Source organism: Pseudomonas sp. JAI111, assembly GCF_024809425.1.
Taxonomy (GTDB): domain Bacteria; phylum Pseudomonadota; class Gammaproteobacteria; order Pseudomonadales; family Pseudomonadaceae; genus Aquipseudomonas.
Genome location: NZ_JANUCB010000003.1, coordinates 651012 through 668415 on the forward strand (window position 1 = coordinate 651012; position 17404 = coordinate 668415).

The window sequence follows — 17404 nt, forward strand, 5'->3', positions numbered from 1 at the left end:
TCCTAAGACGCAGTGACCATGCGCTGGTGCAGATCAGGGAACAGCAGCTGTGCAAACCAGATTGGCAATCCTGGATACAGGTCACGAGCCTTAGGAGTAGCGCTCTCAACAATTCCGAGTTGAACGAGGCTTCTGAGCTGATCCGTCGCCACCCGGTCAGGTAGCCCGGTAAAAATCTTGAAGTCGGCACGGCTAACAGTGCCTTGCGTCAGCAGAATGTGCAGTGCTCGTGCAGATTCTTGCTTTAGACCTGCTCTTTTAATTCGCTCATCCCAGGCAAATATCGTATGAAGCCTTTCGCGCATGTTTGAAATATTCAGCGCCTGCTCGGTATAGCTCATTTGATCCAGGCAGGTTTCAAGCATGAACCCGACGAACTCGAACAGTCCGGCTTGAGTCAACTGACCTCTACCATCAAGATCGCCCCGGCGAGGTTTATCGGCATTGGCCAGTCGGGCGTAATAAATGTCTTGCTGCCTGGCGAGACCACGAGACAGCGACCAAAGTGGCGAAACAAGGCCTAGCTTGTGCAATTGCAGGTGAGTAACCAGCCTGACCGTACGACCATTCCCATCTGCAAATGGATGCACCCAAGCTAATCGGTGGTGATAGGCCATGACTGCAATTAATCGGCTGCGAGCGTCGGGGATACGGCCGTAAACCTGCTGCATTCGGTCAAGCATCGGCGTGACCGCTTTACAAGAAGGCGCCGCATGATTCCCTACTAAAACGTCCCTATTTGCGATATCGCGCAACTCACCGGGAATAAACCGGCTCCCATCGCTCAACTGCAGTTGTTCACCTGATGCGCCATCAAAGAGTCGCTTATGGATGCGCGAAATAAATGGTCCACTGAATAGTGAGTCCCAAGGGAGTTGGTTATGTAAGGCCAGCGCTCTCTCAAAAGCGTGCTGCGTCCCGATATGCGCCATCGCGAGCTCATTGAGTTCCTTCCGATTACGCTTGGGAGCCGATGGCGCGAGAGTGGCAGGCTCAGTGAACTGGCCTTCGATAAGGTTACTGTAAAAACTACTGGTCACACGCAACAAGCCACCGACTCGCTGAATCATCTGTGGCGCAACCATCGCACTCAACTTTCCCGCCTGGAACGGTACTTTTTCTGCCAACTGAAGAATTTCAGCCGGAAACGTTGGCATGAGAGGTTCCAGCCAGTTGATCCCGGTGACGAACTCAGTACTCATGAAACCTCCAGAAATCGCGGATTTTTTCGCGGATTCCAGACTACCCTCAAAGCCTTTATTTACCTAGCTTTCAGAGTATATCATTTTGTACGTTTTTGATTTTTTAGCGGATTTTTTAGCGGATTTTTCTGACAACGTTTTGAGCAAAATCTGGCAGTGCTTTGGTAGAAAGGAGACGCAGGAGCTCTTAGTGTGCCCCCGCGTCTTTAGCGTTATTCCACAGTCACCGATTTCGCCAGGTTGCGCGGCTGGTCGACGTCTGTGCCTTTCAACACGGCGACGTAATACGACAGCAACTGCAGCGGGATGGTGTAGAGGATCGGCGACAGGATGTCGTGGATGTGCGGCATGTGGACAACGTGGGTGCCTTCGCCGTTGGTCATGCCTGCCTGCTCGTCTGCGAAGACGATCAGTTGGCCACCACGGGCGCGGACTTCCTGGAGGTTGGACTTGAGCTTCTCCAGCAGTTCGTTGTTCGGCGCCACGGTGACCACTGGCATGTCGTTATCCACAAGCGCCAATGGGCCGTGCTTGAGCTCGCCCGCCGGGTAGGCTTCGGCGTGGATGTAGGAGATTTCCTTGAGTTTCAGGGCCCCTTCCATTGCCACCGGGAATTGCGCGCCACGGCCGAGGAACAGGGTGTGGTTCTTCTCGGCGAACAGCTCGGCGATTTTCTCCACGGTGCTGTCCATGGCTAGGGCTTCACCCAAGCGAGCTGGCAGACGACGCAGTTCTTCGACCAGGGTCGCTTCGACGTCCTTGGACAATGTGCCGCGAACCTGACCCAAAGAAAGAGTCAGCAACAACAGGCCAACCAGTTGAGTGGTGAAGGCTTTGGTCGAGGCGACGCCGATTTCGCGACCGGCCTGGGTCAGCAGGGTCAGGTCGGATTCACGCACAAGCGAGCTGATGCCGACGTTGCAGATCGCCAGGCTGGCGAGGTAGCCCAATTCCTTGGCGTTGCGCAGGGCGGCCAGGGTGTCGGCGGTTTCGCCGGACTGGGAAATGGTGACGAACAGCGTGTCTGGCTGCACCACGACTTTGCGGTAGCGGAACTCACTGGCGACTTCGACCTGGCACGGGATACCGGCCAATTCTTCGAGCCAGTAACGGGCAACCATGCCGGCGTGATAGCTGGTGCCGCAGGCAACGATTTGCACGTTGCGCACTTTGGCGAACAGCTCAGCCGCCTGTGGGCCGAAAGCCTGTACCAGTACGCCGTTGGGGCTCAGACGACCTTCGAGGGTGCGTTGAACCACGGCCGGTTGCTCGTGGATTTCCTTGAGCATGAAGTGGCGGAACTCGCCCTTGTCGGCCGCTTCGGCGCCATCGCGATACTGAACGGTTTCACGCTCGACGGCTTGGCCATCAACGTCCCAGATGTGCACGCTGTCGCGGCGAATTTCGGCGATATCGCCTTCTTCCAGGTACATGAAACGGTCAGTGACCTGACGCAGGGCCAACTGGTCGGACGCCAGGAAGTTTTCACCCAGGCCCAGACCAATCACCAGCGGGCTGCCACTGCGGGCTGCGACCAGACGATCAGGTTGATGAGCACTGATCACGGCCAGGCCGTAAGCACCGTGCAGTTCCTTAACGGTCGCCTTGAGGGCCACGGTCAGGTCATGCAGGTCCTTGAGTTTGTGGTTCAGCAGGTGAGCGATGACTTCGGTGTCAGTGTCCGATGTGAACACGTAACCCAAGGCTTTCAGCTGTTCACGCAAGGCTTCGTGGTTTTCGATGATGCCGTTGTGCACCACCGCCAGGTCGCCGGAGAAATGCGGGTGCGCATTACGCTCGCACGGTGCGCCGTGGGTGGCCCAGCGGGTATGGGCGATGCCCAGACGACCAACCAGAGGTTCGGCTTCGAGAGCGTTTTCCAGTTCGCTGACTTTGCCCGGACGACGCATGCGTTCGAGCTTTTCGTCGTTGGTGAAAACCGCCACACCGGCGCTGTCATAGCCACGGTATTCCAGGCGCTTGAGGCCTTCGAGCAGGATGGCGGTGATATTACGTTCTGCAACTGCGCCGACAATTCCACACATGCTATTTCTCCTGACTGACAGACGCGCAAATCAAATTGATGCCGCGGGCCTGAATCTGATCCCTTGCATCTTGCGGCAAGCGATCATCGGTAATGAGGGTATGGACACTGCTCCAGGGCAGTTCCAGGTTGGGGATCTTGCGGCCGATCTTGTCGGCCTCCACCATCACGATCACTTCACGGGCGACATCGGCCATGACACGGCTAAGGCCCAGCAATTCGTTGAAGGTGGTGGTACCACGGACCAGATCGATGCCATCGGCACCGATGAACAACTGGTCAAAGTCGTAAGAGCGTAGTACTTGCTCGGCAACCTGCCCCTGAAAGGACTCGGAATGCGGGTCCCAGGTACCACCGGTCATCAACAGCACCGGCTCGTGTTCGAGTTCACTCAAGGCGTTGGCGACGTGCAGGGAATTGGTCATCACCACCAGGCCCGGCTGCTGGCCGAGTTCCGGGATCATGGCGGCGGTGGTGCTGCCACTATCGATGATGATTCGCGCATGCTCGCGAATCCGTTTCACGGCGGCGCGGGCGATGGCCTGTTTGTATTTGGAAACCGGCTGGCCGATGTCGGCGACCAGTTCCTGAGGCATGGTGATCGCACCGCCATAGCGGCGAAGCAACAGGCCATTACTCTCAAGCGCAGCCAAATCCTTGCGAACCGTAACTTCCGAAGTTTCGAAGCGTTTGGCCAGCTCATCCACACTGACTTCGCCCTGTTCAGTGAGCAAGGCGAGAATGTTGTGGCGACGTTGTGGTGTATTGCGCTTCGACATGAGCAAGTAAGTTTCGATTCGAAAGATAACGGAAGCAATCAAAACCTATTGGTGAAACTTCGTCAAGCGTCTGTAAGAAAAAATGTCTGTGGATAAATGCAGCGCGGGCAAGCTCGCTCTTGAAAGGTCCCGTGAAACCTTGCAGGAGCGGGCTTACCCGCGATGACGATCGATCAGGCTGTGAATAACTCAAACTTGAAAAACGTTTGTGGATAACTCAGCTTTTCTTGATCTTCTCCGGCCGCTTCCAGCCATCGATGTTCTTCTGCCGCGCCCGACCAACCGCCAACTGCGCGTTATCCACATTCTGGGTGATCGTCGAACCGGCTGCCGTCGTTGCACCGGAAGAGATATCCACAGGCGCCACCAGCGAGTTGTTGGAGCCGATGAATACGTCTTCACCCAGCACGGTTTTCCACTTGTTGGCGCCGTCGTAATTGCAGGTGATGGTGCCTGCGCCAATGTTGGTGCGCGCGCCGACTTCGGCATCACCCAAGTACGTCAGGTGACCAGCTTTTGCGCCTTCACCCAGATGCGCGTTTTTCAGTTCGACAAAGTTACCCACATGCGCGCGGGCCTCAAGCACCGTACCTGGACGCAACCGTGCGAACGGACCGGCATCGCTGCCCTCACCCAGAATCGCGCCTTCGATATGGCTGTTGGCCTTGATCACCACGCCTTTGCGCAGGGTGCTGTCCTTGATCACGCAGTTCGGACCGATCACCACATCATCTTCGATGACCACTTTGCCTTCGAGGATCACGTTGATGTCGATCAGCACATCGCGGCCCACGGTGATTTCACCACGAACATCGAAACGTGCCGGATCACGCAGGGTCACGCCTTGCGCCATCAATCGGCGACCAGCACGCAACTGGTAGTGGCGCTCGAGTTCAGAGAGCTGCTTGCGATCGTTGGCGCCCTGCACTTCCATGGCGTCGTGTGGTTGCTCGGTGGCTACCACCAGACCATCGCTGACCGCCATCGCGATCACGTCGGTCAGGTAATACTCGCCTTGGGCGTTGTTATTGGAGAGACGGCTCATCCATCCACCCAATTGCGCGAAAGGCAGGGCCAAAATCCCGGTGTTGCCTTCAGTGATCGCGCGCTCGGCCTCGTTGGCATCTTTCTGCTCGACTATGGCGGTGACCTTACCGTCGGCATCACGGACGATACGGCCGTAACCCGTCGGGTCATCCAGTTCAACGGTAAGCAAACCCAGTTGCTGCGGTGCAACTTTCTTGAGCAAACGCTGCAGGGTTTCGACTTCAATCAAAGGCACGTCACCGTACAGAATCAGCACGGTGTCGGACTCGATGAATGGCACGGCTTGCGCCACCGCATGACCGGTACCCAACTGCTTGTCCTGCAGGACGAAATTCAGATCGTCCGCCGCCAGGCGCTCACGCACGGCTTCGGCGCCATGACCGATCACCACATGGATGCGCTGTGGATCAAGTTGTCGTGCGCTGTGGATAACATGGCCGAGCATCGAATTGCCGGCAATGGGATGCAGAACTTTCGGCAACGCCGAACGCATGCGAGTGCCTTGGCCGGCAGCGAGAATAACGATTTCTAAAGACATGACTGGCTACCAATCCTGGGTGGTCAGCGGCTGCGACCAGGTTATGAAAGTCGAAAAAGAAAAAAGGGTAGCCGAGGCTACCCTTTTTAATCAATCGCGCAACAAGCGATGGCCTATTAGTGGCCAAACTTCTTGCGGATCTGCTGGACGGTGCGCAGCTGAGCTGCAGCCTCGGCCAGACGTGCGGATGCAGAACCGTAATCGAATTCCGCGCCCCGCTCATGCAAGGCCTTCTCGGCAGCCTTAACGGCTTCCAGAGCGGAGGCTTCATCCAGGTCGGCAGCACGTTGCACGGTATCGGCAAGAACCTTGACCATGTTCGGCTGAACCTCGAGGAAACCACCGGAGATGTAATACACCTCCTCTTCCCCGCCCTGCTTGACCAGGCGGATCGGGCCCGGCTTGAGATTAGTGATCAGCGGCGCGTGACCCAGGGCGATACCAAGATCACCCAGTGCACCGTGCGCAATCACCATCTCGACCAGACCGGAAAAGATTTCTCCTTCCGCGCTGACGATATCGCAATGGACTGTCATAGCCATCTGATTGCCTCAACCTAAATTAGCGCCCGTTGCCAGGCGCCGGGATTACAGTTTCTTGGCTTTCTCGATCGCTTCTTCGATGCCGCCGACCATGTAGAACGCTTGTTCTGGCAGGTGGTCGTAGTCACCGTTGAGGATGCCTTTGAAGCCAGCAATGGTGTCTTTCAGGGAAACGTATTTACCCGAAGCACCGGTGAAGACTTCAGCCACGAAGAACGGCTGCGACAAGAAACGCTGGATCTTACGAGCACGGTTTACCAACTGCTTGTCGGCTTCCGACAGCTCGTCCATACCCAGGATCGCAATGATGTCCTTCAGTTCTTTGTAACGTTGCAGAACATACTGTACACCGCGAGCGGTGTCGTAGTGATCCTGGCCGATTACGTTCGGGTCCAGCTGGCGCGAAGTCGAGTCGAGTGGATCGACCGCTGGGTAGATACCCAGGGAAGCGATGTCACGGGACAGAACGACGGTGGCGTCCAAGTGGGCGAAAGTGGTCGCTGGCGACGGGTCAGTCAAGTCATCCGCAGGTACGTATACCGCTTGGATCGAGGTGATCGAACCGTTTTTGGTCGAAGTGATACGCTCTTGCAGAGTACCCATCTCTTCGGCCAGGGTCGGCTGGTAACCTACTGCGGAAGGCATACGGCCCAGCAGTGCGGATACTTCAGTACCGGCCAGGGTGTAACGATAGATGTTGTCGACGAACAGCAGAACGTCGTTACCTTCGTCACGGAACTTCTCGGCCATAGTCAGGCCGGTCAGTGCTACGCGCAGACGGTTACCCGGCGGCTCGTTCATCTGACCGTAAACCAGTGCCACTTTGTCCAGAACGTTGGAATCCTTCATCTCGTGGTAGAAGTCGTTACCCTCACGAGTACGCTCACCCACACCGGCGAACACGGAATAACCGCTGTGCTCGATGGCGATGTTACGGATCAATTCCATCATGTTTACGGTTTTGCCTACACCGGCACCACCGAACAGACCTACTTTACCGCCCTTGGCGAACGGGCAAACCAGGTCGATAACCTTGATGCCGGTTTCCAGCAGGTCGTTGCCGCCCGCTTGTTCAGCGAAGGTTGGCGCAGGACGGTGAATGCCCCAGCGCTCTTCGGTGGCGATCGGGCCAGCTTCGTCGATCGGGTTACCCAGAACGTCCATGATCCGGCCCAGAGTCGCTTTACCGACCGGTACGGAGATGGCTGCGCCAGAGTCAGTGACTTCCAGACCGCGCTTCAAGCCCTCGGTGGAACCCATCGCAATGGTACGAACCACGCCGTCGCCCAGCTGCTGCTGAACTTCCAGGGTGGTTTCAGCCGCGCTCACTACTTTCAGCGCGTTGTAGATGCTCGGTACGCTGTCGCGTGGAAATTCCACGTCGATAACGGCGCCGATGATTTGAACGATACGTCCGCTACTCATAGCTGGATCCTCTGAATATTTGAACCGTTAAACCGCGGCAGCGCCGCCGACGATTTCCGAGATCTCTTGGGTGATCGCAGCCTGACGCGCCTTGTTGTAGACCAGCTGCAAATCGCTGATCAAATCACCGGCGTTGTCGGTAGCGTTTTTCATCGCGATCATCCGCGCAGCTTGTTCAGCCGCGTTGTTCTCGACCACCGCCTGGTAGACCTGCGACTCCACGTAACGGACCATCAAGCCGTCAAGCAGCTCTTTGGCGTCCGGTTCGTACAGATAATCCCAGTGGTGCTTGAGTTCCTGATCCGGGGTTGCCACCAATGGAATCAACTGCTCCACGGTAGGCTGTTGCGTCATGGTGTTGATGAACTTGTTGGATACCACGGACAGGCGATCAATACGGCCGTCCAGGTAGGCATCCAGCATCACCTTGACGCTGCCGATCAGGTCATTGATCGACGGCTCTTCACCCAGGTGGCTGATAGCTGCAACGACGTTACCGCCGAAGTTGCGGAAGAAAGCCGCACCCTTGCTACCAACAACACACAGATCGATCTCGACGCCGTTTTCGCGGTTTACCGCCATGTCCTTGACCAGGGCCTTGAACAGGTTGGTGTTCAAGCCACCACACAGACCACGGTCACTGCTCACCACGACATAACCGACACGCTTTACTTCACGGTCGATCATGAATGGGTGGCGATATTCCGGGTTGGCGTTGGCCAGATGGCCAATAACCTGGCGGATGCGCTCCGCATAAGGACGGCTAGCCGACATGCGCATTTGTGCCTTGCGCATTTTGCTGACCGCCACTTTTTCCATGGCGCTGGTAATCTTTTGCGTGCTTTTGATGCTCGCAATCTTACTGCGAATCTCTTTTGCGCCTGCCATGTAACACCTATCAGGTTAGCAAGCGGGAGCCTTGCGGCTCCCGCTGCGGCTTACCAGGTTTGGGTGGCCTTGAACTTCTCGATACCGGCTTTCATGCCTGCATCGATTTCGTCATTGAAGTCACCCTTCACGTTGATCTTCGCCATCAAATCGGCGTGATCGCGGTTGAAGTAAGAAATCAGCGCTTGTTCAAAGCTGCCGATCTTGGCGATTTCGACGTCAGTCAGGAACCCACGCTCAGCGGCATACAGCGACAGCGCCATGTCAGCGATCGACATTGGTGCGTATTGCTTCTGCTTCATCAGCTCGGTAACGCGCTGACCATGCTCAAGTTGCTTACGGGTCGCTTCGTCCAGGTCAGAAGCGAACTGGGCGAATGCCGCCAGTTCACGGTACTGAGCCAGAGCGGTACGGATACCACCGGAGAGCTTCTTGATGATCTTGGTCTGAGCGGCACCACCCACACGGGATACCGAAACACCGGCGTTCACAGCAGGACGGATCCCGGAGTTGAACATGGCCGATTCCAGGAAGATCTGACCGTCGGTGATGGAAATCACGTTGGTCGGAACGAACGCGGAAACGTCGCCAGCCTGGGTTTCGATGATCGGCAGTGCGGTCAGGGAACCGGTTTTGCCGGTCACTGCGCCGTTGGTGAACTTCTCTACGTATTCTTCCGAAACGCGCGATGCGCGCTCCAGCAGACGGGAGTGGAGATAGAACACGTCGCCTGGGTAAGCTTCACGGCCTGGTGGACGGCGCAGCAGCAGGGAAATCTGGCGGTAAGCCACTGCTTGCTTGGACAGATCGTCATAAACGATCAGCGCGTCTTCACCGCGGTCGCGGAAGAATTCACCCATGGTGCAACCGGAGTACGGTGCCAGGAATTGCAGTGCTGCAGATTCCGAAGCGCTCGCGGCCACGACGATGGTGTTAGCCAGTGCGCCGTTTTCTTCCAGCTTGCGAACCACGTTGGCGATGGTCGATTGTTTCTGACCAATGGCTACGTAGACGCAGAAGATACCGCTGTTTTTCTGGTTGATGATCGCGTCGATCGCCAGAGCGGTTTTACCGATCTGACGGTCACCGATGATCAGCTCACGCTGGCCACGGCCGACAGGGATCATGGCATCGACAGCCTTGTAGCCAGTCTGTACAGGCTGGTCTACCGACTTACGCCAGATCACGCCTGGAGCAACTTTCTCGACCGCATCGGTCTCGGTGTTGTTCAGCGGACCTTTGCCGTCAACTGGGTTACCCAGTGCGTCGACTACGCGACCCAGCAGTTCCTTACCAACCGGAACTTCGAGGATGCGGCCGGTGCACTTGGCGCTCATGCCTTCAGCCAGAGACTGGTAGGAGCCCAATACAACGGCACCTACGGAGTCTTGCTCCAGGTTGAGAGCCATACCGAAGACGCCGCCCGGAAACTCGATCATCTCGCCGTACATTACGTCGGCCAGACCGTGAATCCGCACGATACCGTCAGATACGCTGACGACTGTGCCTTCGTTACGGGCTTGGGAGGTCACATCGAGCTTGTCGATGCGGCCCTTGATAATTTCACTTATTTCGGAAGGATTGAGTTGCTGCATTGCTCTGCTGCCCCTTCAAACTCAAGATTTCAATGCTTCGGCAAGGCTCGCGAGTTTGCCGCGAACCGAGCCATCGATAACCAGGTCGCCGGCGCGGATGACAATGCCCCCAATAAGGGATTTGTCTTCCTCGACTTGCAGGCGCACTTCCCGGTTGAGTCGTGCACTGAGAACCTTGGCGAGTTTGTCTTGCTGTTCTTGGTTCAATGCAAAAGCACTGGTCACTTCAACGTCTACCGACTTCTCTTGTTCAGCCTTGTACAGGTCGAACAGAGCGGATATCTCCGGCAAAAGCGGGAGACGGTCGTTTTCGGCAACGACGTTGATGAAGTTCTGTGCCTTGACATCAAACTTGTCGCCGCACACGTCAATGAACGTGGCGGCCTTGTTTGCGCTCGTCAGTCGCGGGGCCTTGAGCACGCGCTGCATGGTGTCGTCTTGCGACACTGCTGCAGCCAGGCCGAGCATGGCTGACCAAGAGGCCAGTTGCTGGTGGGCCTGGGCGTGCTCGAAGGCTGCCTTAGCGTAAGGTCGGGCCAACGTGGTCAATTCTGCCATGATCGCCCTCGCTTAAATTTCAGCAGCCAGTTTATTTACCAGCTCCGCGTGCGCGTTTTGATCGATTGTGGAACCCAGGATCTTCTCGGCGCCGGAGACTGCCAGGCTACCCAATTGGGCACGCAGCGCGTCTTTGACACTGTTCAGTTCCTGCTCGATCTCGGCCTGAGCCTGAACCTTCACACGGTCAGCGTCGATACGGGCTTTTTCAACAGCCTCTTCGACGATCTGGTTACCGCGTTTCTTGGCTTGCTCAATGATTTCGGCTGCCTGAGCTTTTGCTTCGCGCAGTTGTTGACCCGCTTTATCTTGGGCCAATTCCAGGTCGCGAGCTGCTCGGGCGGCAGCGTCCAGTCCATCCGCGATCTTCTTCTGACGTTCGTGCAAAGCCGCGATGACCGGAGGCCACACGAACTTCATGCAAAACAGTACAAAAATGAAGAACGCAACGGACTGGCCAATCAGGGTTGCATTAATGTTCACGCCAACACCTCGCTCGTTCGTTGCACATCACACCAATTACTCGAAGGTTCGAGTAATTAGCCAGCGAGTTGACCAACGAATGGGTTCGCGAAAGTGAAGAACAGAGCGATACCAACACCGATCATGGTTACGGCGTCGAGCAGACCGGCAACGATGAACATTTTAACTTGCAGCATTGGAACCATCTCTGGCTGACGCGCTGCGCCTTCCAGGAACTTGCCACCCAACAGGCCGAAACCAATTGCGGTGCCCAGTGCGCCCAGGCCGATCAACAGTGCAACAGCGATAGCGGTTAGACCAACTACAGTTTCCATCTTTCCTCCCGACTTTTACGTCGTATGGTTTAGGTTTTTTAGATTTTAAAGCGGTAAAACAAATCGTTTCATAGCCCAGTTCGGGCCCCCACTCGTTTGACCGAGTGGGACATCAGACCAGTCGAGACTGGTCTTAATGGTTCTCTTCGTGCGCCATCGACAAGTAAACGATGGTCAGCATCATGAAGATAAACGCCTGCAGGGTGATGATCAGGATGTGGAACACAGCCCACGCCCACTGCAGAACTACGCCCAGGCCGCTAAGCCAGAGCAGACCGCTGCCGAACATCACAGCAATCAGAATGAAGACCAGCTCGCCGGCGTACATGTTGCCGAACAGACGCAGTGCCAGGGAGATTGGCTTGGCCACCAGCGTCACGAACTCCAGCAGGAAGTTCACCGGAATCAGCAGTGCTTGAACGAAGATGTTCTTGCTGCCGAACGGGTGCAGGGTCAGTTCGCCGATGAAGCCGCCGATGCCCTTGACCTTGATGCTGTAGAAGATGATCAGCGCGAACACCGACAGGGCCATGCCCAGGGTCGCGTTCGGGTCAGTGGTCGACACTGCACGGAACGGAATGTGGTGGTCGCCGGTAATCAGGATGGCCAGCTGAGGAATCCAGTCGACCGGGATCAGGTCGACGGCGTTCATCAGGAACACCCAGACGAAGATGGTCAGCGCCAACGGTGCAATCACCGGGCTACGGCCATGGAAGCTGTCTTTCACGCTGCCATCGACGAATTCGACCAATACTTCAACGAAGTTCTGCAAAGCACCAGGCTGACCGGAAGTCGCTTTCTTTGCCGCCATGCGGAAAAGAAGAACGAAAATCAGACCCAACGCGACCGACCAGCCGAGGGTATCGACGTGGAAAGCCCAGAAGCCCATTTCTTTGGCTTCTGCTGCGGTGTGGGCAAAACCCCACCCGCCAGTTGGGTGCTGCCCGAAGGTCAGGTTCTGCAAGTGGTGCTGGATATAGCCCGAAGCGGTTGTTTCTGCCATGGTTGCCTCAAACGCCCTAAGGTCTCGAAAGTCTTGTTCTCATCAGCAGGGGCGCGAACCAGCTGACCAGTTGGGTCAACACGAAGACGCCGAATACAGCTAGCGGCGCCAATGGCTTCACACCTGCGAACGTCAATGCAAAGAGCACTGCCGTCAAAATCAGTTTGCCCGCCTCACCGGCATAAAAAGACCGGACGATGGCTTGAGCTGCTCGGGCGCCGGAAAACCGAAATGCCCTGTGAGCGAAATAAACATTGGGCAGCAAGGCTATCAGACCTCCGCAGAGTCCTGAGTACCCGGCAACGACTCCGTGCCATTGCCAGAGCGCCAAAGCGGCGATCAGCAAAACGACAAATTGAGCCGCTAACACCGGAAAAACTGCCAGGCGATGGAACGGCAAGCGGTTTGGCGTGCGTGTTTCCATCACTATTGCTCTCCAATGGTCGGCTGCCAGAATTCAATAACTTGGCATAATTTGTGCCGACAAAATGCGCGCAGAGTATAGGGGCGGTTCAGCCCCTATTCAACTGTCAGGTAGTGATTTCCGCCTGCACGCTACATGAGGAAATGTTTCAACGAATATGTGCAAGCACACCTTGTAGCTCATCGAGGGAGTTATAACCAATTACCAACTGCCCTTTGCCCTTCTTACCGTGGCGGATCTGCACCGCAGAGCCTAGGCGCTCAGCCAGGCGCTGCTCGAGTCGGGCGATATCCGGGTCCGGCTTTACCGGTTCAGCAGGCTCCTGTTTGCCACTCAACCACTGGCGAACCAGTGCCTCGGTTTGGCGCACAGTCAGCCCCCGTGCGACAACATGTCGCGCCCCTTCAACCTGTTGATTCTCCGGTAAACCGAGCAAAGCACGGGCATGACCCATTTCCAGGTCACCGTGCGACAGCATGGTCTTGATAACTTCCGGCAACGCGATCAAGCGTAGCAGGTTGGCCACAGTCACGCGGGATTTGCCCACTGCTTCGGCCACTTGTTGCTGCGTCAGCTGGAATTCCTGCTGCAGACGCTGCAAGGCCACCGCTTCTTCAATCGGATTGAGGTCTTCGCGCTGGATGTTCTCGATCAGCGCCATGGCGATCGCCGTTTCATCCGGCACATCGCGGACCATCGCCGGGATGGTTTCCTTGCCGGCCTGCTGACTGGCGCGCCAACGGCGTTCACCGGCGATGATTTCGAAGCGACCGCTGCCGATCGGACGAACAACGATCGGCTGCATCACGCCCTGGGCCTTGATCGACTGCGCCAGCTCTTCCAGCGCCTGAGGATCCATGTCCCGGCGCGGCTGGTACTTGCCGCGCTGGATCAGGTCCAGGGGCAGGTGCTGCAGCTCACGCTGGTCGGCTTGCACCGCTTGTTCTTCCAGCGAGCTGACAGTCGGACCACTCAGCAGTGCATCCAGTCCACGTCCGAGACCTCGTTTCTTGACGGCCATGGGGATTCCTTAAGTTGCCTGAGCGGCGGCAGTGCGTGAGTTTTTGCGTTGACGACGAACCAGCTCGCCGGCCAATGCCAGATAGGCGATTGCGCCACGCGATGCTTTGTCATAAGCCAGTGCCGGCATGCCATAGCTGGGTGCTTCGGCCAGACGGATGTTTCGTGGGATGACGGTGTCGTACAGCTGCTCGCCGAAGTGTTCCTTGAGCTGCGCCGAAACATCATTCATCAGGCTCAGGCGCGGGTCATACATGGTCCGCAGCAGGCCTTCGACTTTCAGGTTCGGGTTGAGCAATTCAGCGATTCGCTTGATGTTATCCACAAGGTCGCTCAAGCCTTCGAGCGCAAAATACTCGCACTGCATGGGGATAATTACCCCGTCAGCGGCGACCAGTGCGTTAAGCGTAAGCATCGACAGCGACGGCGGGCAGTCGATCAAAATGTAATCGTAGTTTTCGCGGATCGGTGCCAGCGCGCTGCGCAGGCGACTTTCCTTCATCTGCATTTCCAGCAGAACCACTTCCGCCGCGGTCAGGTCGCGGTTGGCCGGCAACAGCTGGTAACCACCGTGCTCGGAATAGTGCATGGCCTGAGCCAGGTCGCATTCGCCGATCAGCAGGTCGTAGACCGAGTTTTCCAGGCCGTGTTTATCCACACCGCTACCCATGGTGGCGTTGCCTTGTGGATCGAGATCGATCAACAGCACCCGGCGCTTGGTAGCGACCAGGGAAGCTGCGAGGTTGATGCAGGTGGTGGTTTTGCCCACACCACCCTTTTGGTTCGCAATCGCGAATACCTTAGCCATTCTTGCTTGTGTTCCCAATCATGCCGTGCGGCGCAGTATCAGCAGATGGCGTTGGCCTTGGCAACCAGGTACGGCCAGGGCGTGTTCGCTATCGAGGTGGAAGTCTGCCGGCAATGCTACCAGCTCATCGGCCGGATGAACGCCCTTCATTGCCAGCCAGCGTGTATCGGCATCGCCGAGGTGGCGAGTCCAGTTGCTGAAGTTTTCCATGCTGCTGAAAGCCCGGGAAATAATCCCGTTGAAGGGCTGGGCAGGCTGGAAGGCTTCGACGCGACTGTGGATAACTTGCAGGTTATCCAGTTTGAGTTCGAGTTTGACCTGGGTCAGGAAGCGGGTTTTCTTGCCGTTGCTGTCCAGGCAAGTCACTTGTGACTCTGGAAACAGGACGGCCAGCGGAATCCCCGGCATACCACCACCGCTGCCAACGTCCAGCCAGCGGCCGTTTTCGACAAACGACATCACGCTCAGACTGTCGAGCAAGTGACGGGAAACCATTTCGTCCGGATCACGCACGGCGGTCAGGTTGTAAGCCTTGTTCCATTTGATCAACAGGGCCAGATAACCCAGCAGCTGCGCGTGCTGGGTTTCTGTCAGTGTGACACCGAGCTGGCGAGCACCTGTGGATAACTCTTCGGCGTGTTGCGAGGTGACCAACGAACTCAAGCGCTTTGCTCCAACTGACGGCCCGCGCCGCGTTTTTTCAAATGAATCATCAACAGCGAAATCGCTGCCGGGGTAACGCCCGGGATACGTGATGCCTGGCCCAATGTCTCTGGACGGGTCGCACCGAGCTTGCTCTGGATCTCTTTGGAAAGACCGGAAATGTTCGTGTAATCGATATCCACAGGCAGTTTTGTGTCTTCGCTGGCTCGCAGGCGAGCGATTTCATCCTGTTGACGATCGATGTAACCGGCGTACTTGGTCTTGATTTCGACCTGCTCGGCGACCTGTGGATCTTCTGCGCCTCCACCGGTGACGGCGATCAGACCAGCGTAGTCGATTTCCGGACGGCTCAGCAGGTTGAGCAAATTGTATTCGTGGGTCAGCGGCGTACCGAACTTCTCGGAAATTGCATCGCCCTGCTCAGTCCCGGGACGGACCCAGGTACTTTTCAGGCGTTGCTCTTCCAGATCGATGCTTTCGCGTTTCTTGCAGAACGCCGCCCAGCGCGCGTCATCGACCAAACCCAACTCGCGACCTTTTTCGGTCAAGCGCAGATCGGCGTTGTCTTCACGCAGAATCAGGCGGTACTCGGCACGGGAAGTGAACATCCGGTACGGCTCTTGAGTACCGAGGGTAATCAGGTCGTCAACCAGTACTCCGATGTACGCCTCGTCGCGGCGCGGGCACCAGGCGTCTTTGCCCTGTGCACGCAGGGCGGCGTTGGCCCCGGCCAGCAAACCTTGAGCGCCAGCTTCTTCGTAGCCGGTAGTGCCGTTGATTTGCCCGGCGAAAAACAGACCGCCAATGACTTTGGTTTCGAGGCTGTACTTCAGGTCACGCGGGTCGAAATAGTCGTATTCGATGGCATAGCCCGGACGCACGATGTGCGCGTTTTCCATGCCACGAATCGATTGCACGATCTGCAATTGCACGTCGAACGGCAAGGATGTGGATATCCCGTTCGGGTACAGCTCGTGGGTGGTCAAGCCTTCCGGTTCGATGAAGACCTGATGGCTTTCCTTGTCGGCAAAGCGATGGATCTTGTCTTCAATCGACGGGCAATAACGTGGGCCGATGCCTTCGATCTGTCCGGCATCGGAATACATCGGCGAACGATCAAGGTTGGCGGCAATGATTTCGTGGGTACGGGCGTTGGTGTGGGTAATCCAGCAGCTGACCTGTCTCGGATGCTGCTCTTTGGAGCCCATGAACGACATCACCGGGATCGGAGTATCGCCTGCTTGCTCGGTCATAACCGAGAAATCCACAGAACGACCATCGATACGGGGCGGTGTACCGGTTTTCAAGCGACCGACGCGCAGCGGCAATTCACGCAGGCGGCGAGCCAGGGCAATCGATGGCGGATCGCCGGCGCGGCCACCGGAATAATTCTGCATTCCGATGTGGATAAGTCCGCCGAGGAAGGTGCCAGTGGTCAATACCACGGAATCTGCCAGGAAACGCAGGCCCATTTGGGTAACCACACCGCGCACTTGTTCCTGTTCGACGATCAGGTCATCAGCGGCTTGTTGAAATATCCACAGGTTGGGCTGGTTTTCCAATGTTTCGCGGACAGCGGCTTTGTACAGAATCCGGTCTGCCTGGGCGCGAGTTGCACGCACGGCAGGGCCTTTGCGGCTGTTCAACACGCGAAATTGAATACCGCCCTTATCGGTTGCCATGGCCATCGCGCCGCCGAGGGCATCGATTTCCTTGACCAGGTGGCTTTTACCGATCCCACCAATGGCGGGGTTGCAACTCATGGCACCGAGGGTTTCCACGTTATGCGTCAGCAACAGGGTTTTTGCCCCCATGCGTGCTGACGCCAGTGCTGCCTCGGTACCGGCATGACCGCCGCCGATGACGATCACTTCAAAACGGGAAGGGAAATCCACCACGCACCTCGTGCCTGCTTCAGTCAGGTAATCAGGAATAGTTTGAGCTCAGGTTTCTATACCTGGTCGGCAAGTATAGGGACTTCGCCCTTCCTAAAGAACCCTTTGCACAAAATTTAACCAGCTGTGGAGAAGTCAGGGTTATAGAAATTAAAAAGAGAGAAATTTATTAAATC

The 17404-nt window shown here is 56.7% G+C and carries 17 protein-coding genes; all 17 read right to left on the reverse strand.

The window, feature by feature from the left end:
* Window positions 1–2 precede the first annotated feature (2 nt).
* Complete coding sequence (locus tag HNR03_RS13915) at window positions 3–1202, reverse strand: Fic family protein (RefSeq protein WP_259154143.1); 1200 nt, start codon at window positions 1200–1202, stop codon at window positions 3–5.
* A 212-nt stretch (window positions 1203–1414) separates the two neighbouring features.
* Window positions 1415–3247, reverse strand: coding sequence for a glutamine--fructose-6-phosphate transaminase (isomerizing) (gene glmS, locus HNR03_RS13920; protein ID WP_259154144.1), 1833 nt, complete (start codon window positions 3245–3247; stop codon window positions 1415–1417).
* Window position 3248: 1 nt separating this feature from the next.
* The gene (locus HNR03_RS13925; protein ID WP_222589140.1) at window positions 3249–4025 is read right to left on the reverse strand and encodes a DeoR/GlpR family DNA-binding transcription regulator; all 777 of its coding nucleotides are present in this window, start codon (window positions 4023–4025) and stop codon (window positions 3249–3251) included.
* 217 nt (window positions 4026–4242) lie between these two features.
* Entirely contained in the window at window positions 4243–5610 is a 1368-nt protein-coding gene (gene glmU, locus HNR03_RS13930) for a bifunctional UDP-N-acetylglucosamine diphosphorylase/glucosamine-1-phosphate N-acetyltransferase GlmU (protein WP_222589141.1), read from the reverse strand.
* Window positions 5611–5726: 116 nt separating this feature from the next.
* The gene (locus HNR03_RS13935; RefSeq protein WP_222589142.1) at window positions 5727–6152 is read right to left on the reverse strand and encodes a F0F1 ATP synthase subunit epsilon; all 426 of its coding nucleotides are present in this window, start codon (window positions 6150–6152) and stop codon (window positions 5727–5729) included.
* A 45-nt stretch (window positions 6153–6197) separates the two neighbouring features.
* Entirely contained in the window at window positions 6198–7577 is a 1380-nt protein-coding gene (gene atpD / locus HNR03_RS13940; protein ID WP_222589143.1) for a F0F1 ATP synthase subunit beta, read from the reverse strand.
* A 27-nt stretch (window positions 7578–7604) separates the two neighbouring features.
* The gene (atpG, locus tag HNR03_RS13945) at window positions 7605–8465 is read right to left on the reverse strand and encodes a F0F1 ATP synthase subunit gamma (RefSeq protein ID WP_090177612.1); all 861 of its coding nucleotides are present in this window, start codon (window positions 8463–8465) and stop codon (window positions 7605–7607) included.
* Between the two features lie 50 nt (window positions 8466–8515).
* Window positions 8516–10060, reverse strand: coding sequence for a F0F1 ATP synthase subunit alpha (gene atpA / locus HNR03_RS13950; RefSeq protein WP_090177609.1), 1545 nt, complete (start codon window positions 10058–10060; stop codon window positions 8516–8518).
* 21 nt (window positions 10061–10081) lie between these two features.
* A complete protein-coding gene (locus tag HNR03_RS13955; RefSeq protein WP_222589144.1) occupies window positions 10082–10618 on the reverse strand; it encodes a F0F1 ATP synthase subunit delta in 537 nt (178 codons plus the stop codon).
* Window positions 10619–10630: 12 nt separating this feature from the next.
* Window positions 10631–11101, reverse strand: a complete 471-nt coding sequence (locus HNR03_RS13960; RefSeq protein ID WP_007948090.1) for a F0F1 ATP synthase subunit B — start codon at window positions 11099–11101, stop codon at window positions 10631–10633.
* Window positions 11102–11157: 56 nt separating this feature from the next.
* Window positions 11158–11415, reverse strand: a complete 258-nt coding sequence (gene atpE / locus HNR03_RS13965) for a F0F1 ATP synthase subunit C (protein WP_002555987.1) — start codon at window positions 11413–11415, stop codon at window positions 11158–11160.
* A 133-nt stretch (window positions 11416–11548) separates the two neighbouring features.
* The gene (gene atpB, locus HNR03_RS13970) at window positions 11549–12418 is read right to left on the reverse strand and encodes a F0F1 ATP synthase subunit A (RefSeq protein ID WP_222589145.1); all 870 of its coding nucleotides are present in this window, start codon (window positions 12416–12418) and stop codon (window positions 11549–11551) included.
* Window positions 12419–12434: 16 nt separating this feature from the next.
* The gene (locus HNR03_RS13975) at window positions 12435–12842 is read right to left on the reverse strand and encodes a F0F1 ATP synthase subunit I (protein WP_090177601.1); all 408 of its coding nucleotides are present in this window, start codon (window positions 12840–12842) and stop codon (window positions 12435–12437) included.
* Window positions 12843–12990: 148 nt separating this feature from the next.
* Window positions 12991–13863 carry a ParB/RepB/Spo0J family partition protein gene (locus HNR03_RS13980; RefSeq protein WP_090177598.1) on the reverse strand — a complete coding sequence of 291 codons (873 nt, stop codon included), beginning with the start codon at window positions 13861–13863 and terminating at the stop codon, window positions 12991–12993.
* 9 nt (window positions 13864–13872) lie between these two features.
* Window positions 13873–14670, reverse strand: coding sequence for a ParA family protein (locus tag HNR03_RS13985; protein ID WP_090177596.1), 798 nt, complete (start codon window positions 14668–14670; stop codon window positions 13873–13875).
* 18 nt (window positions 14671–14688) lie between these two features.
* Window positions 14689–15333 carry a 16S rRNA (guanine(527)-N(7))-methyltransferase RsmG gene (gene rsmG / locus HNR03_RS13990; RefSeq protein ID WP_259154145.1) on the reverse strand — a complete coding sequence of 215 codons (645 nt, stop codon included), beginning with the start codon at window positions 15331–15333 and terminating at the stop codon, window positions 14689–14691.
* Entirely contained in the window at window positions 15330–17228 is a 1899-nt protein-coding gene (mnmG, locus tag HNR03_RS13995) for a tRNA uridine-5-carboxymethylaminomethyl(34) synthesis enzyme MnmG (RefSeq protein ID WP_222589147.1), read from the reverse strand. Before mnmG ends, rsmG begins: the two co-directional genes overlap by 4 nt.
* Window positions 17229–17404: the final 176 nt, after the last annotated feature.

What these genes read in the sequence shown, in the direction of transcription:
- HNR03_RS13915 (WP_259154143.1), bottom strand. Translation starts at nt 1,202, where the DNA reads ATGAGTACTGAGTTCGTCACCGGGATCAACTGGCTGGAACCTCTCATG.
- glmS (WP_259154144.1), bottom strand. Translation starts at nt 3,247, where the DNA reads ATGTGTGGAATTGTCGGCGCAGTTGCAGAACGTAATATCACCGCCATC.
- HNR03_RS13925 (WP_222589140.1), bottom strand. Translation starts at nt 4,025, where the DNA reads ATGTCGAAGCGCAATACACCACAACGTCGCCACAACATTCTCGCCTTG.
- glmU (WP_222589141.1), bottom strand. Translation starts at nt 5,610, where the DNA reads ATGTCTTTAGAAATCGTTATTCTCGCTGCCGGCCAAGGCACTCGCATG.
- HNR03_RS13935 (WP_222589142.1), bottom strand. Translation starts at nt 6,152, where the DNA reads ATGGCTATGACAGTCCATTGCGATATCGTCAGCGCGGAAGGAGAAATC.
- atpD (WP_222589143.1), bottom strand. Translation starts at nt 7,577, where the DNA reads ATGAGTAGCGGACGTATCGTTCAAATCATCGGCGCCGTTATCGACGTG.
- atpG (WP_090177612.1), bottom strand. Translation starts at nt 8,465, where the DNA reads ATGGCAGGCGCAAAAGAGATTCGCAGTAAGATTGCGAGCATCAAAAGC.
- atpA (WP_090177609.1), bottom strand. Translation starts at nt 10,060, where the DNA reads ATGCAGCAACTCAATCCTTCCGAAATAAGTGAAATTATCAAGGGCCGC.
- HNR03_RS13955 (WP_222589144.1), bottom strand. Translation starts at nt 10,618, where the DNA reads ATGGCAGAATTGACCACGTTGGCCCGACCTTACGCTAAGGCAGCCTTC.
- atpE (WP_002555987.1), bottom strand. Translation starts at nt 11,415, where the DNA reads ATGGAAACTGTAGTTGGTCTAACCGCTATCGCTGTTGCACTGTTGATC.
- atpB (WP_222589145.1), bottom strand. Translation starts at nt 12,418, where the DNA reads ATGGCAGAAACAACCGCTTCGGGCTATATCCAGCACCACTTGCAGAAC.
- HNR03_RS13975 (WP_090177601.1), bottom strand. Translation starts at nt 12,842, where the DNA reads ATGGAAACACGCACGCCAAACCGCTTGCCGTTCCATCGCCTGGCAGTT.
- HNR03_RS13980 (WP_090177598.1), bottom strand. Translation starts at nt 13,863, where the DNA reads ATGGCCGTCAAGAAACGAGGTCTCGGACGTGGACTGGATGCACTGCTG.
- HNR03_RS13985 (WP_090177596.1), bottom strand. Translation starts at nt 14,670, where the DNA reads ATGGCTAAGGTATTCGCGATTGCGAACCAAAAGGGTGGTGTGGGCAAA.